This is a genomic window from Massilia sp. (genome assembly GCF_046293535.1).
Classification (GTDB): Bacteria; Pseudomonadota; Gammaproteobacteria; order Burkholderiales; family Burkholderiaceae_D; genus Telluria.
The window spans coordinates 1-25,550 of sequence record NZ_JBKBOV010000047.1 but is presented as its reverse complement, the minus strand read 5'-3'; the positions used below and the strand labels follow the sequence as shown (position 1 = coordinate 25,550).

The window sequence follows — 25,550 nt, the reverse complement described above, 5'->3', positions numbered from 1 at the left end:
GTTGGTCGTGCAGACCGATTGTACGGAAGGCAGGGAGGCGCAGCGCCCGGCAGGCGGGCTTTACTGGTTGACGACGTCGGCGCCCTTCGGCACCGAGAATGTGAACTGCTGGGCGCCCAGCGCCGGGTTGCGCTGGAAGTTGGTGAACTTCAAGAGCGAGACCTGGCCGAACTGGTCCTTCAGTTCCATCGCCACCGGCACGCCGCCCTTCAGGCCGATGCCGATCTGTTCGAAGGTTGTGTCCTTCGCCTTGGGAACGGCGGTCAGCCATTCGGCGCCGTCACGCTCGCCCGCCTCCGACAGGGCGAAGTTCTTTTCCAGGTCGTTGCTGCCGAACAGGATGGCGGCCGGGGACGAGCCCAGGGCGTTGCCCAGCTTGCGGGTGCTGACCTGGTTCAGGTCCTTGTCGTAGATGTAGAGCGTTTCGCCGTCGGCCTGCAGCAGCTGTTCGTAGGGCTTCTGGTAGGTCCAGATGAACTTGCCGGGGCGCGCGAACACGAAGCTGCCGCTCGAGACCGGGGCGGCCTTGCCGCTCTTGGATTTGGTCAGCTGCTGCTGGGTGAATTCGCCCTTGGCGGACTTGGTGGTGGCGACGAAGCTCTTGAACTGGTCGAGGGCGGCGGCCTGCGCTGCGCCGGCCGCGAGCGACGCCGCGATCAGCGCGGCGAATGCGAATTTCCTGCTTGTTTGCATACGTATCCTTTACTCTGCGGCTGGCCGAACGCGTGGGCGGGAAACCCGCCCACGCTACGAAAAGCATCAGCACAAGGCCGGCGACAATCCGTCCGGCCGGGTTATTCGGCGGTGGTGGCAGGCACGAGGATGTCGCGGTTGCCGTTCGACTGCATCGGCGACACCAGTCCGCTCTGCTCCATCTGCTCGATCAGGCGGGCGGCGCGGTTGTAGCCGATGCGCAGGTGGCGCTGCACCAGCGAAATCGACGCCTTGCGGTTCTTGAGCACCACGGCCACGGCCTGGTCGTAGAGCGCATCGGATTCGCCGCCGCCCTCGCCCGCCGGGATGCCGTCGGCATTGCCCTCTTCCAGCGTGCCCCCTTCGAGAATGCCTTCAATATAGTTCGGTTCGCCCAGCGATTGCAGATGTTTTACAACTCGATGCACTTCGTCGTCCGACACGAAGGCGCCGTGCACGCGGATCGGCAGGCCGGTACCCGGAGGCATGTACAGCATGTCGCCCATGCCCAGCAGGGTCTCCGCGCCCATCTGGTCGAGAATGGTGCGCGAGTCGATCTTCGAGGAGACCTGGAAGGCGATGCGGGTCGGGATGTTCGCCTTGATCAGGCCGGTGATCACGTCCACCGACGGCCGCTGGGTCGCCAGGATCAGGTGGATGCCGGCCGCGCGCGCCTTCTGGGCGATGCGGGCGATCAGCTCCTCCACCTTCTTGCCCACCACCATCATCAAGTCGGCCAGTTCGTCGATGATGATGACGATGGTCGGCAGCTTTTCAAGGGGTTCGGGCGCATCCGGGGTGATCGAGAACGGGTTCGGGATGTGCTCCTCGCGCTTGGCCGCTTCCACGATCTTGCCGTTGTAGCCGGCCAGGTTGCGCACGCCCAGCTTGGACATGAGCTTGTAGCGGCGCTCCATCTCGTTGACCGCCCAGTTCAGGGCGTGGCCGGCCTGGCGCATGTCGGTCACGACCGGGGCCAGCAGGTGCGGGATGCCTTCGTACACCGACATCTCCAGCATCTTCGGGTCGATCAGGATCAGGCGCACGTCGGCCGGGTCGGATTTGTAGAGCAGCGACAGGATGGTCGCGTTGATGCCCACCGATTTACCCGAACCGGTGGTGCCCGCCACCAGGAGGTGCGGCATCTTGGCCAGGTCGGCGCACACCGGCTTGCCGGCGATGTCCTTGCCCAGGGCAACCGTCAGCGCGGAGGCGCTGTCGCCATAGACCTTGGAGCCGACGATCTCCGACAGGCGCACGATCTGGCGCTTCGGGTTCGGCAGCTCGAGCGCCATGTAGTTCTTGCCCGGGATGGTCTCGACCACGCGGATCGAGGTCAGGGACAGCGAACGCGCCAGGTCGCGCGCCAGGTTGACGATCTGGCTGCCCTTGACGCCGGTGGCCGGCTCGATCTCGTAGCGGGTGACCACCGGTCCCGGATAGGCGGCCACGACCTTGGCTTCGACGCCGAAGTCGGACAGCTTCTTCTCGATCAGGCGGCTGGTGAATTCCAGGGTCTCGACCGCCACCGCTTCCTGCGCCGGCGGGGCTTCGTCCAGCAGCGCCAGCGGCGGCAGGCCGCCGTCGCCCGCCAGTTCGTGGAACAACGGGGTCTGCATTTCCTTCTGGGCCCGCTCGGACTTCGGCACGCTGGTCATCTGCGGCTCGATCTTGATCGAGGGGACCGGCGCCTGCGCCGACGGCGCGGCCGCGGGCATCGACAGCGACGCCGGCGTGGACGGCGGCAGGATGTGCGGCGCCTGAACGGGCGCCTGGGCCGGCTCGGCACGCGGCTCCAGCACCGGCTCGGCCTTGACGATGGGCGGCGGGGCCGGATGCTTTTCGGTGTACTTCTGGCGCTCGTTGACCACCAGTTCGTCGCGCTTGACGGCGGCGGCTTCGCCCTGCTTGCGGTCCTCGATGTCTTCCATGCGCATGCGGAACCAGCCGATGCTGTTCTCGACCGTCTCGCCGATGCGCTCGGCCACGGCCAGCCAGGATACCTGGAAGAACAGCGAGAAGCCCAGGCCGAACAGCAGCAGGAGCAGCAGGGTCGCGCCGGTGAAGCCGAAGGCGACGTGGGCCGAATGGCCGATCAACTGGCCCAGCACGCCGCCGGCGGCGCGCGGCAGTTCGACGTTCCAGGACCACAGGCGCAGGTATTCCAGGCCCAGGCTGCCGGCCAGCATGATGACGAACCCGGTCCAGCGCACGTACATCTCGCCGGCATGTGGCGCTTCGTCGCCCGCCGGACCGAGCTTGTCGGTCAGGCGGCGCCAGCCCTTCCAGACCCCGCGCAGGAAGATCACGCCCCACCACCAGGCCGAGAACCCGAAGATGAACAGCAGCAGGTCGGACAGCCAGGCGCCGGCCTTGCCGCCCAGGTTGGCGATCTTGGGCACGGCATTGGCATGCGACCAGCCCGGGTCGCCCTTGTTGTAGCTTAATAAGATCAGCACGAAATACAGGAAGGCCACGGCCATGGCGATCCAGCGCGCTTCCGACAGGAGGCGCGACAACCGGCCAGGCAGGGGCTGGCGGGCGCGCGTCGATTGCGCAGTGCGGGTGTATCCAGAGGTGCTGGCTTGGCTGTTCTTGCTCATTGCTTGTACTACGAAAGTGGCATTGAAAGCGAAAAAGAAGTGTTCGCTATCGACAATCCAGCCATTCTAAGCCATATACGGCTGGGCCTGCCTACGATTCATGCTCGCGTGCATCATCGTCTATAATCTTGTGTTGCAAACCGAGCCTTGATCTTTCCGAAGGCCGCCCCCAGTTTCCGCTTGTTCATCTCTTATTGAAGCCTCCCATGACTACTTCCAAACACGCCAAAGTCCTGATTCTCGGTTCCGGTCCTGCCGGCTACAGCGCAGCGGTGTACGCCGCGCGCGCCAACCTGAGCCCGATGCTGGTCACCGGCGTCGAACAGGGCGGCCAGCTGATGACCACGACCGACGTCGAGAACTGGCCGGGCGACCCGCTGGGCGTCCAGGGTCCGGAGCTGATGCAGCGCCTGCTGCAGCATGCCGAGCGCTTCAACACCGAGATCGTGTTCGACCACATCCACACGACCTTCCTGAACGAGAAGCCGATCCGCCTGGTCGGCGACAGCCACGAGTACACCTGCGACGCCCTGATCATCGCCACCGGCGCCTCGGCCCAGTACCTCGGCCTGCCCTCGGAACAGGCCTTCATGGGCAGGGGCGTGTCGGCCTGCGCCACCTGCGACGGTTTCTTCTACCGCAACCAGGAAGTCGCGGTCATCGGCGGCGGCAACACCGCGGTCGAGGAAGCCCTCTACCTGGCCGGCATCGCCTCCAAAGTCACGTTGATCCACCGCCGCGACAAGTTCCGCGCCGAGCCGATCCTGGTCGACCGCCTGATGCACAAGGTTCAGGAAGGCAAGATTGTGCTGGAACTCAACCATACCCTGGACGAGGTACTGGGCGACAACAGCGGCGTGACCGGCCTGCGCATCAAGTCCACCGAGACCGGCGCGGCCAAGGACATCGCCGTGCACGGCCTGTTCGTGGCGATCGGCCATAAGCCGAACACCGGCATCTTCGAAGGCCAGCTGGACATGCAGAACGGCTACATCAAGACCCGCTCGGGCCTGGAAGGCATGGCCACCGCCACCAACGTGCCGGGCGTGTTCGCCGCCGGCGACGTGCAGGACCACGTGTACCGCCAGGCGATCACCAGCTCGGGCACCGGCTGCATGGCCGCGCTCGACGCGCAGCGCTACCTGGAAGCGCTGGAGGACGACCCGAAGTAAAGGAGTCGATATACGATGGCGGGCATGAAGGACTTTTCCGAACTGAAGGGCTTGCGCGACAAGCTCAAGGAAGACGAGCGCGTGCGCGCCATCGAGCGGGCCGAACGCGAGAAGCGCGAGCGGATCGCGAAGGAGCGCGCCGTGGAATTCCGCGGCGCGATGCAGGGCGTCACCAAGATTCCCGAATCCGACCGCTACGTGTACCGTCCGGTGTACGTGGCCTCCGACCGTGTTTTCAAGGACCGCACGCCGCTCACCGAGGAAGAAGAGATCGAAGCGGTGCTGCGCGAGTCGCTGTCCGACGGGTTCGACGTCGAGGGCCTGCTCGACGAAGACCCATCGCTGAGCTACGCCCAGCCGGGCGTCGGCCCCGACGTGGTGAAAAAGCTGCGCAAGCGCCACTGGCCCGTGCAGGACGAACTCGACCTGCACGGCTTGACCCGCGACGGGGCGCGCGACGCCGTCACCGATTTTCTCCACCGCGCCAACCGCCGCGGCGTGCGCTGCGTGCGCATCGTCCATGGCATCGGCTACGGCTCCCCGCAAGGCCAGCCGGTCCTGCGCGGGATCGTGCACAGCTGGCTGGTCCAGAAAAGCGAAGTCGTCGCCTTCTGCGTTGCAGGAAAGAAAGACGGCGGCCATGGTGCCCTGATCGTGCTGCTGCGCCCTGCCTTGCTCGAGTAAGCCGCCGTACGGAGTGCAACATGGACACAACAATACAATGTGTCCTGATATGTATTACATGTAAAATGCGCTCCACCGGCATTCGCCGGAATTGACGAGAAGGGAATGGTGGCGAATTGAAGGGTACTTCCGCGATTCCCATGGAGCACGGCCGCCAGGTCGACCTGCTGAACTGCGCCGACGAGCCGATCCATCTCCCCGGCTCGATCCAGCCCCACGGCGCCCTCCTCTTCTTCAACGCCGACGGCGCGCTCGAAGGCTGGAGCGCGAACGCGCCTGCGCTGCTCGGCCTCGCGCCCGAACCCGGCGCTTCCTATGCCGCGCTGGCGCTGCCGCCGGCGGCGCTCGAACTCCTGCTCGACTACATCGGACCGGGCGAACCCGAAGTCACTCCCTCGATGGTCCCGGTTCGCATCGGCGACATGGATTTCGATTGCATCGTGCATGCCGCCTTCGGCCGGGTGATCGCCGAATTCGAGCGGCGCGAGGCGGGCGCCGACGAGGTGGCGCAGTTCGCGCTGAGGGCGCACGCGTCGATCGACCGCCTGCGCCGCCAGAAGACCATCGACGGCCTGCTGTCCATCGCGGTGGACCAGATCCGCGAGATCACCGGTTTCGACCGCGTGATGGCCTACCGTTTCCGCCCGGACGACAGCGGCGACGTGGTCGCGGAAAGCCGGCGCGAGGATATCGTGCCCTACCTCGGCCAGCGCTATCCGGCCTCGGACATCCCGGCCCAGGCGCGCCGCCTGTACGTCCTGAACACGCTGCGTTCGATCATCGACGTCAACGACACCATGGTGCCGCTGCTGGGCATGCCGGGAGCGCTGCCGCTCGACATGAGCCATGCCGTGCTGCGCAGCGTCTCGCCGATCCACATCGAGTACCTCAAGAACATGGGCGTCGGCGCTTCGATGAGCGTGTCGATCGCCATCAACGGCCAGCTGTGGGGGCTGATCGCCTGCCACCACATGTCGCGCAGGCTCGTTCCCTACTCGATCCGCATGGCCTGCGACGTGCTGGCCCAGGTGATGGCCTCGACCATCCACAGCATCGAGTCGCGCCTGGAAAGCCAGATGATCGAGCGCTCCGCCTCGACCCGCACCAAGCTGGTCGAAGACCTGCTGCTGGAAGACGATCCGCTCGAGACCTTCGGCCGCTTCCACGATGCCATCCTGGCCGCAACCCAGGCCCAGGCCCAGGTCACCAGCTACTACCACAAGGTGCAGGTCCGCGGCGACCTGCCGCTCGACCTGGCCGAAGCCATCGTCGCCTCGCTGCCCGAAGGCGCGCACGACCTGGTGGTGCGCGAGAAGCTGGACGACTGGCCGGAACCGATCCGCGCCCGCCTGGGCAAGTGGGTCGGGCTGCTGGCCCTGCCTTTCGATCCGGCCGCGAACGGCTGGAACCTGCTGCTGCGCGTCGAACAGATCGAGCAGGTCGCCTGGGGCGGCCGGCCCGAGAAGACCACCGCCTTCGGCCCGCTGGGCGAGCGCCTGACCCCGCGCGGCTCGTTCGACGCCTGGTACGAGACGGTGCGCGGCCATGCGCATCCGTGGGAATCGACCATCCTGGTCAACTCCCGCCTGACCCTCGCCGAACTGGTGCGCGTGATGACCGCGCGCCGAGCCCAGCTTGACGCCACCCGCGCCCAGCTGCTGGCCATGCTCGGGCACGACCTGCGCGACCCGCTCCATTCGATCAACATGGCCGGCATGGTGCTCGAGAAGGGCAGCAGCCAGCCGACCCTGGGCAAGCGCATCCAGTCGTCCACCAGCCGCATGCAGCGCATGATCACCCAGGTGCTGGACATGAGCCGCATCGACGGCGGACTGGGCCTGGGCGTGACGCTCGAGCCGGTCGACCTGGCCGCGCTGGTGGAAGACCTGATCGACGAAGCGCGCCTGGCCTACCCGACCATCCCCTTCCAGCTCGCCTGCGACGAACAGGCGATGGTGAACGCCGACAGTGGACGGCTGGCCCAGGTGCTGTCCAACCTCTTGAGCAATGCGCGCCACCATGGCGAGGTGGGCAAGCCGGTGCGCGTCTGCGTGCGGGTGGAAGGCCGGGAGGCGGTGGTGGAGGTGAGCAATGCGGGCGGCCCGATCCCGCCGGAACTGGTGGCGACCCTGTTCAATCCCTTCAAGCGCGCCTCGCTCAACAACCCGCGCAACCGCACCGGCATGGGGCTGGGGCTGTACATCGCGCAGCAGATCGTGCGCGAGCACCATGGCGACATCGCGTATCGCCATGACGGGAACGAGGTGGTCTTCTCGGTGCGTCTACCGCTGTTGTAGGGTGGGCGGGTTCTCCCGCCCACGCGTTCAACTATCGCCAGCACCGCCGCGAAGCTTCAAACGTCAGCGATCACCGCGTGGGCGGGAGACCCGCCCACCCTACCGTAAACGCAGAGCGGCATGGTAGTCTAGCAACACTGCCAGCTCTTCATTACCGCATGACCCTCATCAAGTTCATCGAAATCATGGCGATCCTGGTCGGCGCCTTCTCCGGCTTCATCGAAGCGCGGCGCAAGCGCATGGACCTGGTGGGTGTCTTCACGGTGGCCTTCATCACCGCCTTCGGCGGCGGCACCCTGCGCGACATCCTGCTCGACCGCCGGCCGCTGTTCTGGGTGATCCACCAGGAATATGCGATCCTGATCTTCGTGCTGGCCCTGGTCGCCTCGCCCCTGATCCGCACCCTGCGTCAGATCGTCTCGGAACGCTTGATCGTGATCGCCGACGCGGTGGGCCTGGGGCTGTTCTCGGTGGCCGGCGTGTCGGCCGCGCTGGCGGCCGGCATGCCCTTCTTCATCGCCTCGATGATGGGGGTGATCACCGGGATCTTCGGCGGGGTGCTGCGCGACATCGTCTGCAACGAAGTGCCGATGGTGTTCCGCGACGGGAAGCCCTACGCGATCTGCGCCTTCCTGGGCAACTGGCTGTTCCTCATGATGCGCCACTACGGCGTGGAGCCCGATTTCGCTCTGTGGACGAGCGCGACGTTCATCAGCGGGCTGCGCCTGCTCACCTGGAAGTTCGATTTGCGGATGGGGCGCTGAGGCCCCACGCGCGTTGGGCCGGTCAGACCGCGTCCGCGCCGGTCTCGCCGGTGCGAATGCGGATCACCTGCTCCACGTTCTGGACGAAGATCTTGCCGTCGCCGATCTTGCCGGTGCGCGCCGCCTTGATGATGGCGTCGACCACCTGATCGGCCATGCCGTCGTCCACCACCACCTCGATCTTCACCTTCGGCAGGAAGTCCACCACGTACTCGGCGCCGCGATACAGCTCGGTGTGGCCCTTCTGGCGGCCGAAGCCCTTCACTTCCGTCACCGTGAGGCCGGTGACGTTCACTTCGGCCAGCGCCTCGCGCACTTCGTCCAGCTTGAAGGGTTTGATCACGCAGGTAATCTGTTTCATGTTCTTGTCTCTCTCGTAAAAACAGGGATTAGTCAGGGATATTCTTCAGGTCGTCCATCCACACGGTGGCCTCGGAATCCGAAGGGGCGCGCCAGTCGCCGCGCGGGGACAGCGAGCCGCCGTTGCCGACCTTCGGTCCGTTGGGCACGCAGGTGCGCTTGAACTGGCTGGTCTTGAAGAAGCGCCACAGGAAGATGCCCAGGTTCTTCTTGATCGCATCGAGCCCATATTCGTTGCGCACGTTGGCCGCGCTCGGCCAGCGGCCCTGCGCGCGGTCGTGCCAGGCGCTCCAGGAAAGGAAGGCCACCTTGCTCGGCTTGAAGCCGTATCGCAGGGTGTAATACAGATTGAAGTCCTGCAGCTCGTAGGGGCCGATGGTGTTCTCCGTGATCTGGGCCGGCTTGCCGTCCTTGTCCCCGCCCGGGACCAGTTCGGGGCTGATCTCGGTGTCGAGGATCTTCAGCAGCACCTCGGCGCCATTCTCCACCACGCCGCCGGTCTCGGCCACCCAGCGCACCAGGTAGGAGATCAGGGTCTTGGGCACGCTCGCGTTGACGTTGTAGTGCGACATGTGGTCGCCCACGCCGTAGGTGCACCAGCCCAGCGCCAGCTCGGACAGGTCGCCGGTGCCGATCACGATCGCATTGTGGAAGTTCGCCAGGCGGAACAGGTGGTTGGTGCGCTCGCCCGCCTGCACGTTCTCGAACGTGATGTCGTATTCCGCCTTGCCTTCCACGTAGGGGTGGCCGAGGTCCTTGAGCATCTGGATGCAGCTCGGGCGAATGTCGATCAGCTGGGCGCTGCAGCCCACCGCCGCCATCAGCTCGTTGGCCTGCCTGAGCGTGCGCTCGCTGGTGGCGAAGCCCGGCATGGTGTAGGCGAGGATGTTGGTGCGCGGCAGGCCGAGCCGGTCCATGGCCCTGGCGCAGACCAGCAGCGCGTGGGTCGAGTCGAGCCCGCCCGAGACGCCGATCACCACCTTTTTGATGTTGGTGCTCGATAGGCGCTGGATCAGGGCCTGCACCTGGATGTTGTACACCTCCGTACAGCGCTCGTCGCGGCGCGCCTGGTCGGCCGGCACGTAGGGGAAACGTTCGACCGTGCGCGCCAGCGGCAGGTCGCGCGCCAAAGGCAGCTCGAGCGTGAACCGTACCAGGCGGAACTTCGACACCTCTTGCGCATGGCGGCGCACCGACTGCGCGAAGGTGGTCGCATGCATGCGCTCGTTCGACAGGCGGTCCAGGTCGACGTCGGCGAAGATCAGGTGCGAGTCCTCGCTGAAGCGTTCCGACTCGGCCAGCAGCTCGCCCTTCTCGTAGATGAGCGACTGGCCGTCCCAGGCCATGTCGTTGCTCGACTCGCCGAAACCGGCCGAGGTGTACAGGTAGGCCGCCAGGCAGCGCGCCGACTGCTGGCTCACCAGCTGGTGGCGGTAGCCGCTCTTGCCCACCACGACGTTCGACGCCGACAGGTTCACCAGCACCGTGGCGCCGGCCATCGCGGCGAAGGACGAGGGCGGAACCGGCACCCAGACGTCTTCGCAGATCTCGACGTGGAAGCGGAACAGCGGCAGGTTCTCGATCTCGAACAGCAGGTTGGCGCCGAAAGGCACGGTGGCGCCGAACAGCTCGATCTGGTCGACCGCCGCGCAATCGGCGGCGCTGAACTGCCTGGATTCGTAAAACTCGCCATAATTAGGCAGGAAACTCTTGGGCACCACGCCCAGCACCCGGCCGCCGGCGACGACGGCGGCGCAATTGAAGAGCTGATGGTTGACCTTCAGGGGCAGGCCGACCACCAGCGTCACCGGCAGGGCCCTCGAGGCTTCGATGATCTTCGCCAGGCCCTCGAGGCAAGCGTCGAGCAGCGCGCGCTGGTGGAACAGGTCGTCGCAACTGTAGGCGGACAGACCCAGTTCGGGGAAGGCCGCCAGCACGGCACCTTCGTCGGCGGCCTGGCGGGCAAGCGTCAAGGTCTGCTCGACGTTGAAGGCCGGATCGGCGATGCGGCAGCGCGGGATGGCCACCGCGACGCGGGCGAAGTGGTGCGTGTAGAGATTGAAAAATTGCTTGTTCATTGGTGAGACTTTCGCAAAGTCGTCGCTCATCAATTCGTTAGGGATGTCATTTTGAATTATCGCACGCATATCGTTTCTTCTCTGTCCGAGATCGGCCAGGCGCCCTGGGATTGCCTGGTGCGGGCGCAGGAAGATCCGAATCCTTTCCTGTCCTACGCCTTCCTGCACGCGCTGCACGAATCGGGCAGCGCGGCGCCCGAGGCCGGCTGGCAGCCCCAGTACATCGTCCTGTACGACGGCAAGAAGCTGGCCGCCGCCCTGCCCCTCTACGTCAAGGGCCATTCCTACGGCGAGTACGTGTTCGACTGGGCCTGGGCCGACGCCTACCACCGGCATGGGGTCGAGTACTATCCGAAGCTCCTGTCGGCGATTCCGTTCACGCCGGTGGCCGGGCCGCGCCTGCTGGCGGTCAGCGATGCGGCCCGGGCCGCGCTGGTCGACGTGCTGGTGGCCGCGCAGGGCGCGCTCGATGTCTCCTCGACCCACGTGCTGTTCCCGCCCGAGGAACAGGCGCGCCGGCTGCAGGATGCCGGCTTCATGCTGCGCAGCGGCGTGCAGTTCCACTGGCTGAACCAGGGTTACAAGGACTTCGAGGAATTCCTGGCGACGCTCGAACAGAAGAAGCGCAAGAACATCCGCGCCGAGCGGCGAAAAGTGCGCGAGGCGGGCGTCACGCTGCGGCGCGTGCGCGGGGTCGACGCGACCGACGCGGACTGGGTGCTGTTCAACCGCTGCTACCGCCACACCTACCAGGCCCACTATTCGACGCCCTACCTGAACCTGGACTTCTTCCGGCGCATCGGAGACACGATGCCCGACAACATCCTGCTCGTCATCGCCGCGCGCGCGGGGCGGGACATCGCGGCTTCGCTGGTGATCCACAACGAGACCACGCTGTTCGGGCGCTACTGGGGAGAACTGGAGCACGTGCCCTGCCTGCATTTCGAGGCGGCCTATTACCAGCCGCTCGAGTTCTGCATCGAACAAGGCATCGGGGCTTTCGAGGGCGGCGCCCAGGGCGAGCACAAGATGGCGCGCGGCTTCCTGCCGACCCGCACCTGGTCGGCGCACCGGCTGGCGCATCCCGCGTTCGCCGATGCGATCGAGCGTTTCCTGGAGCGTGAAAAAGGCGGGATCGACGACTACATGGACGAACTGAACGAGCGCAATCCGTTCCGGCCCGGCCGCTGAACGGCGGACGGGCGGGAAAATGTGAACTTTCGACACACTCCCCCGATTCGGGGTACTATCGGCTGATGAAAGTTCTGATCGTAGATGACCTGCCGCTGGACGCGGAATTGACGCAGCGCGCGCTGCAGCGTTGCGACAGCGCCTATCAGGTGACGGTGGTATCCGATGGCGAACAGGCCTTGAGCACACTGGACGAAACCCGCGACTTCGACGTCATCCTGCTGGACCTGGCCCTGCCCAAGGTGGATGGCTTCGAAGTGCTGAAGGAACTCTCCTCGAAACCCTTCCTGTCCGACATCCCCATCATTGTCCTGTCGAGTTCGCGCAGCGGTTCGGACCAGGTGCGCACCCGCATGCTCGGGGCCTGCGGTTTCGTGGAGAAGGCGCTGGACTTCTCGGCCTTTCACGCCGATCTCGCTCGCACCCTCGAGCGCAATGGACTCACCGCCTGACGCACGCTTGTCGCGCGTGGAAATGTGTGCCTCTTCGGCCAGTTGCGACCCGCTAGAATCGCGTCCTTTCAACTAGCTGCCGCAGCGCCGACATGACCGAAATCCTCGCTTACCTTCTCGAATTCACCGGCCTGGTCCTCCTCGTCCTCGGCTACCGCAAGAGCAACCGCGACCTGCTGCTGGGCGCCGCGCTGTGCCTGTGGTTCGGCGCCGGCATCGAGGGCTTCGTGCGCGGCCTCCTGCATGGCGCGAGCGGCGTCTAGCCCGGGGCCTGGCCGGCGAGCCGGCCGAGCGCTGCCTGCACACCCCCTGCCGGCAGCACGTAGCGGGCGTAGGGCACGCCGTGGATCGGGTCGAGCGCGCGGTCGCGCGTGAAGCCCAGGTGGAGGTACAGGCGCAGCGCCGTCGTCATGATGGGACTGGTATGCAGGCCGACCGCAGGGGACCGGTCGCGCAGCGCACAGCGCAGGCAGGCCGCGACCAGCTGCTGCCCGACGCCCCGGCCACGATGGGCGGGCGCGACCACCAGCATCCGGATCACCGACCAATCCTCGGGAAAGACCGCACTCCTCGGCTTGCCCGGGCCGACGTGCACCACCGCCCCGAGCACCTGCCCTGCCGATTCGGCCACCATCAGGTCGGCCTGGCCTGCCAGGTCGGCCATGCGCGCAAGGCGCTCATTGAACGTGGGCCAGTCCTGGTAGGCGTGCCGGTACTGGGCGAAGGCGGCGCAGGCCACGGCATTGACGGCCTCGCGGTCGGCCGGCTGGAAGTGCCGGATCATGGTGTTCATCGGCTCAGTCACCTCGACATCCTCGCGTGCCCAGGAAGGGTTCATGTCGCGTTCACGCCGCCGACAAGCCCGCATCCATCGGCCACGAACAGGTCCGGATGGTTCTCCGCGCATTCGCGCAGCAGGTTCCACACCACCTTCACCCGGCGCAGGCGGTACAGGTCGGTCGGGGCCGCCAGCCAGAATGCGCGCTCGGCGTGGAAATCCGGCAGCACCCGCACCAGGCGGCCGTTGTCGGGCACCGCATAGGGCGGCGCCATCATCAGGCCCATGCCGAGCGACGCGGCTTCCAGCTGCGCCGTCATGCCCGAGCAGCACATGCGCCGCCGCGGCGTGAAACCCAGCTCGTTCAGGTACGACAGTTCGCGGCTGGCCAGCCGGTCCTGCACGTAGTCGACGAAGTCGTGGCCGGCCAGGTCGGCCTGGGTGCGGATCGGCGCATGCCTGGCCAGGTAGCCCGGTGACGCATACAGGTAGAAGTGGAAGGAAGCCAGGCGCGTGACCATGTAGCGGCCGGTGGTCGGCGCGTCCATCGTGACGCCGAGGTCGGCCTCGCGGTTGGCCAGGTTGGCGAAGCTAGGCAGCGCCAGCAGGTCGATCGACAGGTCGGGATGCTGCTCCAGCAGCCTGGCCAGCAGCGGCGCCACCACCCGCACCCCGAACACCTCCGGCACGCCGAGCCGCACCACGCCGTGCGCCGCCACCTCGGCCCCGCCGATCTGTTCGGCCGCGGCCAGCGCCGCGCCTTCCATCGCCTCGGCATGCGGCAGCAGCGCGCGCCCGACCTCGGTCAGCTCGTAGCCTTCGCGCGATCGGTCGAACAGGGTCGAGCCGAGCTGGGCCTCGAGCCGGTCGATGCGGCGCGCCACGGTCGTGTGCTCCACGTCCAGCCGGCGCGAGGCGCCCGACAGGGTGCCGGCGCGCGCCAGCTCGAGGAAGAAACGCAGGTCGGTCCATTCAGGCAGCGTATTCATCGGGCCCGTTGTTCGATATCAATAAGCATATTGTGCACTAGTGCACATTCCCCCTGCAATCATTTGGAGCTTTTGTCATGCGGCAGCGCACAAACGGTGCGCCGCCCGATTTCTCCCTCGTCGGCACGCGCACGAGCCTGGTGCGGCGGGCTGTGCATTTTTGCACAAAGGGGTGGGCGATTGTTGACTATCGAACCAAACCGGAGCAAGGCACACTGCTGACCATGCGAAAACCTGAACGCATGCCGCTATCAAAAATTAGGAGACATTAATGCGTCTGACCAAGAACAAACTGAAGCTGCTGAACCCCGCCATCCAATCGGCCGTCGCCCTGCTCGTCCTCTCGGGCGGCAACGTGGCCTACGCCCAGGAAGCCACCACCGCCCCGCCGGTCGCCAGTGCCGAAGAAGGCGGCGTCAACAAGGTGGTCGTGACCGCCCGCCGCCGCGAGGAAACCCTGCAGGACGTGCCGGTCTCGGTCACCGCCTTCAGCGCCGACCAGCTCTCCAAGGTAGCGACGCCGGACATCACCGCCCTCGCCACCGCCCTGCCGAACACCACCCTGAAAGCCTCGCGCGCCACCAACTCGACCCTGACCGCCTTCATCCGCGGCGTCGGCCAGGCCGACCCGCTGGCCGGCTTCGAGTCCGGCGTCGGCATCTACATCGACGACATCTACCTGGCCAGGCCGCAAGCGGCCGTGGCCGACATCTACGACGTCGAACGCATCGAAGTGCTGCGCGGCCCACAGGGCACGCTGTACGGCCGCAACACCATCGGCGGCGCCGTCAAGTACGTCACCCGCAAGCTGGCGCCGCAGACCGACGCGCGCCTGCGCGCCACCGTCGGCCAGTACGGCCAGAAGGAAGTCGTCGCCACCGCCAGCACCCCGATCTCGGACACCGCGCGCATCGGCGGCACCTTCGCCCGCTTCAAGCGCGACGGCTTCGGCAAGAACCTGACCACCGGCGGCGAGAACTACGACAAGGATGTGACGGCCGCCCGCCTGTCGGCCGAATTCACCCCAAACCAGGACCTGTTCATCCGCATCGCCGGCGACGTCACCCAGGACGACTCCAGCCCGAAGAACGGCCACCGCCTGATCGTCGGCCGCACCAGCGGCGCCCCGATCCTCTCCAACGTCTTCGACACCCGCGCGAACCTGATGAAGGCGCTCGGCCACGACCAGGAAGTCAAGGCGCACGGCGTGTCGGCCACCGTCGAATACACCTTCAACAACGAGTGGACCTTCAAATCGATCACGGCCTCGCGCAAGGACAAGTCCTATGCGCCGATCGACTTCGACTCGCTGGCGGTGGTCGACATGGAAGTCCCGGCCCTGTACACCAACAAACAGTTCAGCCAGGAGTTCAACCTCACTTACAACGGCGACCGTCTGCAGGGCGTGGCCGGCATCTACTACATCGATGCCAACGCCTTCAACCACTTCGACACCATCCTGGGCGGCGCCGTCCCGACGTCGACCTACACGATGGGCGACATCGACACCAAGGCCTGGGCCATTTACGCCGACGGCAGCTACAACGTCACCGAGGCCTTCAGCGTCTCGCTGGGCGGCCGCTACACCGTCGACAAGCGTGAAGCCGAAGTGCTGCGCCAGATTTACCTGGGCCTGAACGGCTCGCCGGCCCTGGGCAATGCCGGCGCCATCCTGTTCCGCACCGACACCGACCTGCGTGGCGGCGTCCTGAAGCGCGAAGACAAGAAATTCACCCCGCGCGTGGCCCTCAACTACAAGCTGAACCAGGACCACAACGTCTACGCGTCCTACTCCGAAGGCTTCAAGGGCGGCGGCTTCGAACCGCGCCTGAACGTGGTCGGCACCCGCATTCCGATCGCGGTGGCGCAGCGCGGCTACGAGCCGGAAACCATCGAGACCTATGAGCTGGGCCTGAAGTCGGCCTTCAACGGCGGCCGCATCACCACCAACGCCGCGGTGTTCTACAGCGACTACCAGGACGTGCAGATCCCGGGTTCGGTGGCGATCGACACCAACGGCGACGGCAAGGACGACAGCTTCGCCGGCGTGACCACCAACGCGGGCAAGGCCAAGATCAAGGGCGCGGAACTGGAAGCGGTGGCCAACCTCACCCCGAACTTCATGATCGCGGGCATGTACAGCTACATCGACGCCGAGTACAAGGAATACATCGCGGCCGGCGTGAACGTGGCGAGCCAGCGCACCTTCCAGAACACCCCGAAGAACTCGGCCAACCTGCGCTTCAACTACGACATCCCGATGCCGATGGCAGGCTACGGCGGCAAGCTGTCGCTGATCGGCAGCGCGTCGTACAAGGGCGCCACCGCCCAGTTCGAGACCGCCTCGCTGCTGGACCAGGAATCGTACAAGCTGTATGACGCCTCCATCGTCTGGACCCGCACCGACGGCAAGGTCCGCGTCGGCCTGCACGGCAAGAACCTGAGCGACAAGCACTACAAGACCGGCGGCTACCTGTTCCCGACCCTGGGCAACGAAGGCACCCTGACCGCGTTCTACGGCAACCCGCGCCAGGTCTCGGCAACGCTCGAGTACCGCTTCTAAGCCCTCCCACGGAAGCACCCCGGCGGCACCCCAGGCCGGCGCCTCGACAGGCGCCGGCCGGGAAGCTTGCCGCCCGAACCAACGCTAACCGACCCGAACGACTCACAGGATACAAGCCAGCGTGTCTATCTACACACCAATCAGCTACACCAGCAGCGACGGGCTGGCGCTGTACGCGCGCGATTATCCGGCCAGCAGCCCGGATGCCGGCGTGAGCGCGCTGCTGCCGGTGATCTGCATCCACGGCCTGACACGCAATTCCGCCGACTTCGACGAACTCGCACCCGAGCTGTCCGCCATGGGTCGGCGCGTGATCGCGGTCGACGTGCGCGGCCGCGGCCATTCTGCCCACGACCCGAATCCGGACAATTACAACCCGGCGGTCTATGCCGGCGACATCGTCAGGCTGGCGGAAGAACTGGGCCTGTCGCGCGCCATTTTCGTCGGCACCTCGATGGGCGGCCTGATCACCATGACGGTGGCGGCGCGGCGCCTCGACCTGATCGCCGCCGCCATCCTCAACGACGTCGGCCCGGTGCTGTCGGTGCGCGGCCTGCAGCGCATCGCCGGCTACGCGGGCCGCTGCAATTCCGTCGCATCCTGGGACGCCGCCGCCGACTACCTGCGCGACATCAACGCCTGCGCCTTCCCCGCCAATTCGAGCGAGGAATGGGGCAAGTGGGCGCGCCGCGCCTTCGAACAGAAGGATGACGGACGGCTGGCGCTGCGTTACGATCCGAATATCGCGAATGCGATACAGACGGGCAAACTGCGCCCGACCTCGCTGGCCGCGCGCATGGCCTTCCGCCGGCTGGCGCGGCGCCGCCCTACCCTGCTGGTGCGCGGCGCGCTGTCCGACCTGGTCGAGCAGGAACAGGCCGACTGGATGCGCAAGGCCGCGCCGGAACTGCAGTACGCGGAAGTGCCGAACGTCGGCCATGCGCCCATGCTCACCGAGCCGGAAGCGCTGGAGGCGATCCGCGCCTTCCTGGCCAAGCTACCGTAAGAATCACAAGGAGACCGACATGCACCACCTGATCAAACCCCTGAGCGTCGCCATCGTGGCGGCGTTCGCCGCCAGCGCCGCCCCCGCCGTGCATGCCCAGGGCAAAGACCTGAAGATCGCCCTCATCGCCGGCAAGACCGGCCCGCTGGAAGCCTACGCCAAGGAAACCGAGACCGGCTTCATGATGGGCCTCGAATACCTCACCGGCGGCACCATGCAGATCAACGGCAGGAAGATCAAGGTCATCGTCAAGGACGACCAGTCCAACCCGTCGCTGGGCCGCACCCTGCTGGCCGAGGCCTACGGCGACGACAAGGTCGACCTCGCGGTCGGCACCACCTCCTCCGGCTCGGCCATCGCCATGCTGCCGGTCGCGAAGGAATACAAGAAGGTGCTGATCGTCGAACCGGCCGTGGCCGACGCGATCACCCAGGAAAAGTGGAACAAGTACATCTTCCGCACCGCGCGCAGCTCGATGCAGGATGCGATGGCCGCCGCCAGCACCTTCAAGAGCGGCAGCGTCGGTTTCCTGGCGCAGGACTACGCGTTCGGGCGCGACGCCATCGAAGCGGCCAAGGAGGCGCTCAAGACCACCGGCAGCAAGGGCGTGGTGGTGCACGAGGAGTACGCGCCGGCCACCGCCACCGACTTCACCGCGCCGGCCCAGCGCCTGTTCGACAAGCTCAAGGACAAGCCGCAGCCGCGCGTGCTGCAGATCGTCTGGGCGGGCCCGAACCCGTTGAACAAGATCGCCGACATGAAGCCGGAACGCTTCGGCATCGTGCTGGCCCCGGGCGGCAACATCCTGCCCGTCATGAAAACCTGGAAGAATTTCGCCGGCACCGAAGGCACCATCAACTACTACTACGGCTTCCCGAAGAACAAGATGAACGACTGGCTGGTGGCGGAGCACACCAAGCGCTTCAAGATGCCGCCGGATATGTTCACCGCCGGCGGGATGGCCGCCGCGGGCGCCGTGTACGCGGCGCTGTCGAAGGCCCCGAACGCGAAGAACGGCGACGAGATGGTGGCGGCGATGGAAGGCCTGTCGTTCGACACCCCGAAAGGCCGGATGAGCTTCCGCAAGGAAGACCACCAGGCGATCCAGCCGATGTACCACTTCCGCATCAAGAAGGACCAGAAGCACGAGTGGGACCTGCTGGAACTGGTGCGCGAAATCCCGGCATCCGAACTGCCGCTGCCGGTGCGGAACAAGCGCTGACATGGGCGTTCCAGCATCCCAGAGCACGGTCCAGCCGTCCCTGTCGACCCGCGACCTGACGATCCGCTTCGGCGGCCACGTCGCGGTGAACGCGGTGACGGCGGACTTCCACCCCGGCACCCTGACGGTGATCGTCGGCCCCAACGGCGCCGGCAAGACCACCTACTTCAACCTGGTGTCGGGCCAGCTGCCCGCCACCTCGGGCAGCGTGTTCGTCAATGGCCAGGACATCACCCGCGCGGGCGCCGCCAAACGCACCCGCCTGGGTGTAGGCCGCGCCTTCCAGCTCACCAACCTGTTCCCCAACCTGACGGTGGCCGAAAACGTGCGCCTGGCGGTGCAGAGCCGCGCCGGCGTGGGCCTGAACTTCCTGTCGATCTGGTCGAGCCACCGGGAACTGATCGCGCGCGCCGAGCACTACCTGGAGCGCGTGGGCCTGGTCAAGCGCCGCGACGCCTACGTGGCGACGCTCTCGCACGGCGACCAGCGCAAGCTGGAAGTGGCGATCCTGCTGGCGCTGGAGCCGAGCATCATGATGTTCGACGAACCCACCGCCGGCATGAGCGTGGACGAAGTGCCGGTGGTGCTCGACCTGATCCATGCCGTGAAGCAGGAGCGCAACAAGACCGTGCTGCTGGTCGAGCACAAGATGGACGTGGTGCGCGCCCTGGCCGACCGCATCATCGTGCTGCACAACGGCACCCTGGTGGCGGACGGCAAGCCGCTTGATGTCATGCAATCGAAGATCGTACAGGAAGCCTATCTTGGAACACCCGAATCTGCAAACAGCGCAGCACATGCGTAGGGGTGATCCGGTCCAGTGGACCGAATCACGGTCTCCCGTCCGCGCGTTCAACGACACCATGAAAACTACAGAACCCTTGCTCACACTGAGCGGCGTGCACACCCACATCGGCCAGTACCACATCCTGCAGGGCGTCGACCTGGTGGTCCCGCGCGGCGGCCTGTCGATCCTGCTGGGCCGCAACGGCGCCGGCAAGACCACCACCCTGCGCACCATCATGGGTCTGTGGAAGGCCAGCGCCGGCGCGATCACTTTCGAGGGCCGCGACATCACGAAGATGGCCACGCCCGACATCGCCCGTCTCGGGATCGCCTATGTCCCGGAAAGCATGGCCGTGTTCTCGGACCTGACGGTGCGCGAGAACCTGTATCTGGCCGCGCGCAACGGTCCACTGGACGAGGCCCGCGTGGACTGGATCTGCGGCTTCTTCCCGGCCCTGAAAAAATTCTGGAACTACCCGGCGGGGAACCTCTCGGGCGGCCAGAAACAGATGGTGGCGATCGCCCGCGCGATCGTCGAGCCGCGCAAGCTCCTGCTGGTCGACGAGCCGACCAAGGGGCTGGCGCCAAGCATCATCCAGAGCCTGATGGCGGCCTTCCGCGAGCTGAAGGACACCAGCACCAGCATCCTGCTGGTCGAGCAGAACTTCAACTTCGTGCGTTCGCTGGGCGACACGGTCGGCGTGATGGACGACGGCCGCGTCGTGCATGACGGTTCGATGGCCGCGCTTGCCGGCGACGAGGAGCTGCAACAGCGCCTGCTCGGCCTGTCTTTGGATTCACATCAATAGGAATCACCATGAGTGCAACCCTTCCCATTGCCAGCAAGGATACGCCCCTGCCCAGCGCGCCGCGCGACATCGCGCCGCTGCTCTTGGTGCCTGTGCTGATGCTGGCCATGCTGCCCCTGGTCGGCAGCTTCCCCACCTGGGTCACCCTCACCGTCGCCGGCCTGGCGATGGGCATGATGATCTTCATCATGGCAAGCGGCCTGACCCTCGTGTTCGGCCTGATGAGCGTGCTGAACTTCGGCCACGGCGCCTTCGTGTCGGTCGGCGCCTTTGCCGCCACCATGGTACTGCTGCCGATGCAGGGCTGGCTCGAGATGGACTCGCTCCTGATCAACCTCGGCGTGCTGGCGCTGGCCATCACGGTGGCGATGGTGGTCACCGGGCTGCTGGGCTGGGCCTTCGAACGCGTGATCATCATGCCGGTCTATGGCCAGCACCTGAAGCAGATCCTCATCACGATGGGCGGCATGATCGTGGCCGAGCAGCTGATCCATGTGATCTGGGGCGCCGAGACCATCGCCCTGCCGCTGCCGACCGCGCTGCGCGGCGCCATCTTCCTGGGCGACGCGGCGATCGAGAAATACCGCCTGGTGGCGGTGGTGATCGGCCTGGTGGTCTTCATCGGCATGTTCCTGACCCTGAACCGCAGCAAGATCGGCCTCCTGATCCGCGCCGGGGTCGAGAACGGCGAGATGGTGGAAAGCCTAGGCTACCGCATCAAGCGCCTGTTCGTCATCGTGTTCGCGGCGGGTTCGGCGCTGGCCGGCATGGGCGGCGTGCTGTGGGGCCTGTACAAGGAAACCCTGACCGCCGCGATGGGCGGCGAGATGATGGTCCTGATCTTCATCGTCATCATCATCGGCGGCCTCGGTTCCGTGGGCGGCTGCTTCATCGGCGCCTTGCTCATGGCCCTGGTGACCAACTATGCCGGTTTCCTGGCGCCGAAGTTCGCGCTGGTCTCGAACATCGTCCTGATGATCGCGATCCTGCTGTGGCGTCCGGCCGGCCTGTACTCGAAGATGCGGGGTTGATGAACATGCTGCACCAACTTTTATCCGCCGACATGCCGCGCAGCCGTCTGCTCTCCGCCGTGCTGCTCCTGATCCTGCTGGGACTGGCCTTCGCGCCCTTCCTGACCACGGGCGCACGCCCGCTCAACACCGCCGCCACGATCTGCATCTACATCGTGCTGGTGGCCTCCTACGACCTGCTGCTGGGCTACACGGGCATCGTTTCCTTCGCCCACACCATGTTCTACGGCATCGGCGCCTACGGCATCGGCATCGGCCTGGCGCGCGTCGACGAGCCCACCTGGAGCGCGGCCATCGGCGGCCTCGCCATCGCCCTGCTGGTGGCGCTGGCGCTGGCCCTGGTGGTGGGCCTGTTCGCCCTGCGCGTGCGCGCCATCTTCTACGCCATGATCACGCTGGCCGTCGCATCCTCGTTCGCGGTGCTGGCCTCGCAGCTGTCCGACCTGACCGGCGGCGAGGACGGCATCACCTTCAGCGTGCCCGAGGTGCTCACGCCCGGCTTCACGCTGATGGAGAACGAAGTGTTCGGGCGCGCGATCGACGGCAAGCTGCTCACCTATTACCTGGTGTTCTTCGGGTCGCTGCTGCTGTTCCTGTTCCTGCTGCGCCTGGTGAATTCGCCCTTCGGCCGGGTGCTGCAGGCGATCCGCGAGAACGAGTTCCGCGCCGAGGCGCTGGGCTACCGCACCATGACCTACCGCATCTGGGCCAACTGCCTGGCGGCGCTGGTGGCGGCGCTGGCCGGCGCGCTGATGGCCCTGTGGCTGCGCTACGTGGGCCCGGACACCTCGCTCGGCTTCAAGGTGATGACCGACATCCTCCTGATCGTCGTCATCGGCGGCATGGGCACGATGTACGGCGCGGTGGTGGGCGCCACGCTGTTCATCCTCGCGCAGAACTACCTGCAAGGGCTGATGGGCGCGGGCTCGGAGGCGCTGGCCGGCGTGCCGATGCTGGCGGCGCTGCTGCATCCGGACCGCTGGATGCTGTGGCTGGGTGTGCTGTTCATTCTGTCGATCTATTTCTTCCCGATCGGCATCGTCGGCAAGCTGAGGCTGCGCAGTTTCCTGGCGCGCCAGCGCAGCTAGGCCCATCTTCCTCCCTCCCCTGCAGTCGACACGGCCTCCTTCGCGGAGGCCGTGTTCTTTTCCACGATTTAGTTCCCTTCCCGCGCTTGAGGCAGGCCGGTCTCGCGCCGCCATGCATTGAATGAACATCAAGTTTGCTTATCAGCCTGCTCATACCATAAAGACAATATGGCCTCGCCGTCAGCCAGCGCGAGCGGACCACCATTTTCTTTCTGGCTCAGTACGAAAGGGGAATCATGAAACGACTTACCTCACTTGCCGGCGCGGCGCTCCTTGCGGCGACCACGTGGGCGCCGCTACCCGGCCATGCGGCCGGCGTCGTCGTCCTCGACGAAGGCTTCGGCAGCGTGGCCGGGCTGTCCGACTGGGCGCAGATCAACCGCAGCACGCCGCCCGGCAACGGATGGTTCCAGGGCAATTCCAGCATTTTCCCGGCACAGTCCGGCGCATCCGGCTCCTACGCCGGGGTCAACTACCTGAGCGCCGCCAACGGCAGCGGCCTGGTGGACAACTGGCTGATCACCCCGACCCTCTCGCTGAACGGGCTGACCACCCTCTCCTTCTTCACCAACCGCGCCCCCGAGCCCGGCTTCTTCGACCAGCTCGAGGTGCGTTTCAGCTACGGCAGCAACACCAGCGCCGATGGCTTCGACACCCTGCTGCTGGCCATCGGCGGCGAAAACAGTTTTCCCACGCAATGGGCGCAATGGACGACGAGCCTCGATGTCCAAGGAGAAGGACGCTTCGCTTTCCGCTATTTCGGTAATGCCGAAGCGCTTTCCTACATCGGGCTCGATACCGTCAAGGTGGTTACCGCCGTACCGGAGCCGTCGACCTACCTGATGTTGCTGGCGGGCCTGGGCGCGGTCGGGGCGCATGCCCGGCGCCTGCGCAGGCGGGCGCTGCCGGTATCCATCAACCAGGCGCCCCCTACCGTTTGAGGAGAATGCCATGTTCAATCCTACATCGATGGTCTTCCTGCCCCTGGCCGCGCTTGCCTTCCCCGCGCTCGCCCAGCAGGCCGACGCGCAGCCGGCCCCGGCCCAGCAGGGCATGGTGGTCGTGCGCGACGCCGACACCGGCGAACTGCGCGCTCCCACCGCGGACGAGGCGCGCGCCCTGCATCCGCGCACCAACACCTCGGCGGCGGGCGCGGCCGCACCTGCGCCGAAGATGGTCACCGGCCCCGGGGGGCGCCGCTCGGTCCAGCTCGGCGAGCGCGGCATGGTGTATTCGGTCGTCACCCGCGGCGCGGACGGCAAGCTCGAGGAGCAATGCGTGCACGGCGCCCATGCCGCCGACCATGCGCTCAAGGGCGCGCACCAGCACGGCGCCCCACAGCCAGAGGAGCAACGCCAATGAAAGCCACCACCTTCACCGGGCTGCTGCGCAGCCTCGCCGTCACCCTGGCATGCTCGGCTGCCGCTTTCGCCGCCGCGCTCGGCGCCGCCGGCGCCGCGCAAGCGGCCGCCACCATCGTCATCGTCAACCTGAACGCGCCGGGCGAAGGCTTCAACGACCCGACGCCGGCCGCGCCGGTCGGCGGCAACACCGGCACCACGCTGGGCGCCCAGCGCCTGATCGCCTTCCAGCGCGCAGCAAGCATCTGGGGCGCCACGCTCGACAGCAACGTGACGATCCGCGTCGGCGCGGCCTTCGTGCCGCTCTCCTGCACGGCGACCGGCGCCGTGCTCGGTTCCGCCGGCGCCTACGAGATCTGGACCGATTTCCCGAACGCGCCGCGCGCGAACACCTGGTATCCGACGGCGCTGGCCAGCAAGCTGGCCGGCGAAGACCTGACCGCGCCGACCGACCCGCACATCATCGCGCGCTTCAATTCGCGTCTCGGCCTGTTCCCCGATTGCCTGCCGGGCTCGCCCTTCTACCTGGGCCTGGACCGGCGCGCGGGCGGCCAGATCGACCTGGTCACGGTCTTGCTGCACGAGATGGCGCACGGGCTCGGCTTCCAGACCTTCACCGACGACGGAACCGGCGAACAATTCTTCGGCATCCCTTCGATCTGGGACTACTTCCTGGTGAACAACCGCAACAACATGCCCTGGGTGGCCATGACCGACGAGCAGCGCCGCATCTCCGCCATCAGCTGGCGCGGCCTGTCCTGGAACGGTCCGAACGTCACCGCCGCGGTGCCGCGCGTGCTGGCGCCGCGCACCAACCTGAACATCGGAGGCGCGAACGCCGGGGCCGCGAGGGGCGACTACTACGTCGGCGACGCGTCCTTCGGCCCGCCGGTGGGCGCACGCGGCGTGAGCGGCCAGCTGATGCCGGTGGTCGACCAGCCGAACGGCAGCGGACTGGCCTGCACGCCGCTCAGCTTCACCAATGCCCTGGCCGTGCGCAACAACATCGCCCTGGTCGACCGCGGCAGCTGCGATTTCGTCACCAAGGCGCGCAACGTCCAGGCGGCCGGCGCCATCGGCATGCTGGTGGTCGACAATGTTCCTGGTGACGTCATCGGCCTGAGCGGCTCGGATCCGAGCATCCGGATCCCGTCGCTGCGCATTACCCTGTCCGACGGGGCTGCCATCAAGGCGGCGCTGCAGCAGCGTTCGCGCACGATGTCGGGCGTCATCGCCACCTTCGGCCTCGACCCGACCCGGCTGGCCGGCACCGACCGGCAACGGCGCATCCTGATGTACAGCCCCAGCATCAACCAGCCCGGCTCCTCGGTATCGCACTACACCACCGAAGCCAAGCCCAACCAGCTGATGGAGCCGTCGATCAATGCCGACCTGCTGCACGTGGTCAAGCCGCCGCGCGACCTGACCTTCCCGCTGCTGCGCGACATCGGGTGGTAACAGCCTGGCTGCCAAAGAAAAAGCCGGCATCCCGATGAGGGACGTGAACTGAACCCCAAAAGTTGGACACCAACTTTTGGGGTTTTTTCATGACGAAGTACGATGAGCGCTTCAAGCTCTCGATAGTGCAGCAATACCTCGATGGCAAAGGCGGCTACACGACGC

General features: G+C 66.3%; 23 protein-coding genes. 17 read left to right on the top strand and 6 right to left on the bottom strand.

All coding sequences use genetic code 11. The features are described from left to right. Window positions 1-60: 60 nt before the first annotated feature. On the bottom strand, window positions 61-693 hold the full coding sequence (gene lolA / locus ACK4S9_RS19870; protein WP_409729133.1) for an outer membrane lipoprotein chaperone LolA: 633 nt from the start codon (window positions 691-693) through the stop codon (window positions 61-63). A gap of 101 nt (window positions 694-794) precedes the next feature. After that, window positions 795-3,296, bottom strand: coding sequence for a DNA translocase FtsK (locus tag ACK4S9_RS19865; RefSeq protein ID WP_409729131.1), 2,502 nt, complete (start codon window positions 3,294-3,296; stop codon window positions 795-797). A 206-nt stretch (window positions 3,297-3,502) separates the two neighbouring features. On the opposite strand from ACK4S9_RS19865, the gene trxB reads away from it, so the two are divergent. The 4 genes from trxB to ACK4S9_RS19845 all read left to right on the top strand — a co-directional run bounded on the left by trxB (window position 3,503) and on the right by ACK4S9_RS19845 (window position 8,213). Further along, the gene (gene trxB / locus ACK4S9_RS19860) at window positions 3,503-4,468 is read left to right on the top strand and encodes a thioredoxin-disulfide reductase (protein WP_409729129.1); all 966 of its coding nucleotides are present in this window, start codon (window positions 3,503-3,505) and stop codon (window positions 4,466-4,468) included. A gap of 24 nt (window positions 4,469-4,492) precedes the next feature. After that, the gene (locus ACK4S9_RS19855; RefSeq protein ID WP_409729128.1) at window positions 4,493-5,152 is read left to right on the top strand and encodes a Smr/MutS family protein; all 660 of its coding nucleotides are present in this window, start codon (window positions 4,493-4,495) and stop codon (window positions 5,150-5,152) included. Between the two features lie 116 nt (window positions 5,153-5,268). Beyond that, window positions 5,269-7,449, top strand: coding sequence for an ATP-binding protein (locus ACK4S9_RS19850; protein WP_409729126.1), 2,181 nt, complete (start codon window positions 5,269-5,271; stop codon window positions 7,447-7,449). A gap of 158 nt (window positions 7,450-7,607) precedes the next feature. Further along, a complete protein-coding gene (locus ACK4S9_RS19845) occupies window positions 7,608-8,213 on the top strand; it encodes a trimeric intracellular cation channel family protein (RefSeq protein ID WP_409729125.1) in 606 nt (201 codons plus the stop codon). 22 nt (window positions 8,214-8,235) lie between these two features. On the opposite strand, the gene ACK4S9_RS19840 is transcribed toward ACK4S9_RS19845, so the two are convergent. After that, window positions 8,236-8,574, bottom strand: coding sequence for a P-II family nitrogen regulator (locus ACK4S9_RS19840; protein ID WP_409729123.1), 339 nt, complete (start codon window positions 8,572-8,574; stop codon window positions 8,236-8,238). Window positions 8,575-8,602: 28 nt separating this feature from the next. After that, window positions 8,603-10,651 (bottom strand): NAD(+) synthase, encoded by a 2,049-nt coding sequence (locus ACK4S9_RS19835; RefSeq protein ID WP_409729121.1) that lies wholly within the window; start codon window positions 10,649-10,651, stop codon window positions 8,603-8,605. Window positions 10,652-10,702: 51 nt separating this feature from the next. Between ACK4S9_RS19835 and ACK4S9_RS19830 the strand changes: the two genes are divergently transcribed. The 3 genes from ACK4S9_RS19830 to ACK4S9_RS19820 all read left to right on the top strand — a co-directional run bounded on the left by ACK4S9_RS19830 (window position 10,703) and on the right by ACK4S9_RS19820 (window position 12,557). Beyond that, complete coding sequence (locus ACK4S9_RS19830) at window positions 10,703-11,842, top strand: GNAT family N-acetyltransferase (protein WP_409729120.1); 1,140 nt, start codon at window positions 10,703-10,705, stop codon at window positions 11,840-11,842. Window positions 11,843-11,907: 65 nt separating this feature from the next. Next, a complete protein-coding gene (locus ACK4S9_RS19825) occupies window positions 11,908-12,294 on the top strand; it encodes a response regulator (protein ID WP_409729118.1) in 387 nt (128 codons plus the stop codon). Between the two features lie 92 nt (window positions 12,295-12,386). After that, window positions 12,387-12,557 carry a hypothetical protein gene (locus ACK4S9_RS19820; protein ID WP_409729117.1) on the top strand — a complete coding sequence of 57 codons (171 nt, stop codon included), beginning with the start codon at window positions 12,387-12,389 and terminating at the stop codon, window positions 12,555-12,557. On the opposite strand, the gene ACK4S9_RS19815 is transcribed toward ACK4S9_RS19820, so the two are convergent. Then, window positions 12,554-13,132 (bottom strand): GNAT family N-acetyltransferase, encoded by a 579-nt coding sequence (locus tag ACK4S9_RS19815; protein ID WP_409729115.1) that lies wholly within the window; start codon window positions 13,130-13,132, stop codon window positions 12,554-12,556. The two genes, ACK4S9_RS19820 and ACK4S9_RS19815, sit on opposite strands and share 4 nt — an antisense overlap. After that, window positions 13,129-14,061 (bottom strand): LysR family transcriptional regulator, encoded by a 933-nt coding sequence (locus tag ACK4S9_RS19810; protein ID WP_409729113.1) that lies wholly within the window; start codon window positions 14,059-14,061, stop codon window positions 13,129-13,131. Before ACK4S9_RS19810 ends, ACK4S9_RS19815 begins: the two co-directional genes overlap by 4 nt. 271 nt (window positions 14,062-14,332) lie before the next feature. Here ACK4S9_RS19810 and ACK4S9_RS19805 point away from each other — a divergent pair, with 271 nt between their 5' ends. The 10 genes from ACK4S9_RS19805 to ACK4S9_RS19760 all read left to right on the top strand — a co-directional run bounded on the left by ACK4S9_RS19805 (window position 14,333) and on the right by ACK4S9_RS19760 (window position 25,385). Beyond that, complete coding sequence (locus ACK4S9_RS19805) at window positions 14,333-16,624, top strand: TonB-dependent receptor (RefSeq protein WP_409729111.1); 2,292 nt, start codon at window positions 14,333-14,335, stop codon at window positions 16,622-16,624. A 121-nt stretch (window positions 16,625-16,745) separates the two neighbouring features. Beyond that, entirely contained in the window at window positions 16,746-17,630 is an 885-nt protein-coding gene (locus ACK4S9_RS19800) for an alpha/beta fold hydrolase (RefSeq protein ID WP_409729109.1), read from the top strand. 19 nt (window positions 17,631-17,649) lie between these two features. Then, window positions 17,650-18,852 carry a substrate-binding domain-containing protein gene (locus tag ACK4S9_RS19795; protein WP_409729107.1) on the top strand — a complete coding sequence of 401 codons (1,203 nt, stop codon included), beginning with the start codon at window positions 17,650-17,652 and terminating at the stop codon, window positions 18,850-18,852. 1 nt (window position 18,853) lies between these two features. Next, window positions 18,854-19,657 (top strand): ABC transporter ATP-binding protein, encoded by an 804-nt coding sequence (locus ACK4S9_RS19790; RefSeq protein WP_409729105.1) that lies wholly within the window; start codon window positions 18,854-18,856, stop codon window positions 19,655-19,657. Between the two features lie 58 nt (window positions 19,658-19,715). Beyond that, a complete protein-coding gene (locus ACK4S9_RS19785) occupies window positions 19,716-20,447 on the top strand; it encodes an ABC transporter ATP-binding protein (RefSeq protein WP_409729103.1) in 732 nt (243 codons plus the stop codon). 8 nt (window positions 20,448-20,455) lie between these two features. Beyond that, on the top strand, window positions 20,456-21,478 hold the full coding sequence (locus ACK4S9_RS19780) for a branched-chain amino acid ABC transporter permease (RefSeq protein ID WP_409729102.1): 1,023 nt from the start codon (window positions 20,456-20,458) through the stop codon (window positions 21,476-21,478). Window positions 21,479-21,483: 5 nt separating this feature from the next. Continuing rightward, window positions 21,484-22,566 (top strand): branched-chain amino acid ABC transporter permease, encoded by a 1,083-nt coding sequence (locus ACK4S9_RS19775; RefSeq protein WP_409729157.1) that lies wholly within the window; start codon window positions 21,484-21,486, stop codon window positions 22,564-22,566. Between the two features lie 236 nt (window positions 22,567-22,802). Further along, window positions 22,803-23,507, top strand: a complete 705-nt coding sequence (locus tag ACK4S9_RS19770; protein WP_409729100.1) for a choice-of-anchor J domain-containing protein — start codon at window positions 22,803-22,805, stop codon at window positions 23,505-23,507. A 10-nt stretch (window positions 23,508-23,517) separates the two neighbouring features. Further along, a complete protein-coding gene (locus ACK4S9_RS19765; protein ID WP_409729098.1) occupies window positions 23,518-23,928 on the top strand; it encodes a post-PEP-CTERM-1 domain-containing protein in 411 nt (136 codons plus the stop codon). Next, entirely contained in the window at window positions 23,925-25,385 is a 1,461-nt protein-coding gene (locus ACK4S9_RS19760; protein ID WP_409729096.1) for a PA domain-containing protein, read from the top strand. Before ACK4S9_RS19765 ends, ACK4S9_RS19760 begins: the two co-directional genes overlap by 4 nt. The last annotated feature ends 165 nt before the right edge of the window (window positions 25,386-25,550 follow it).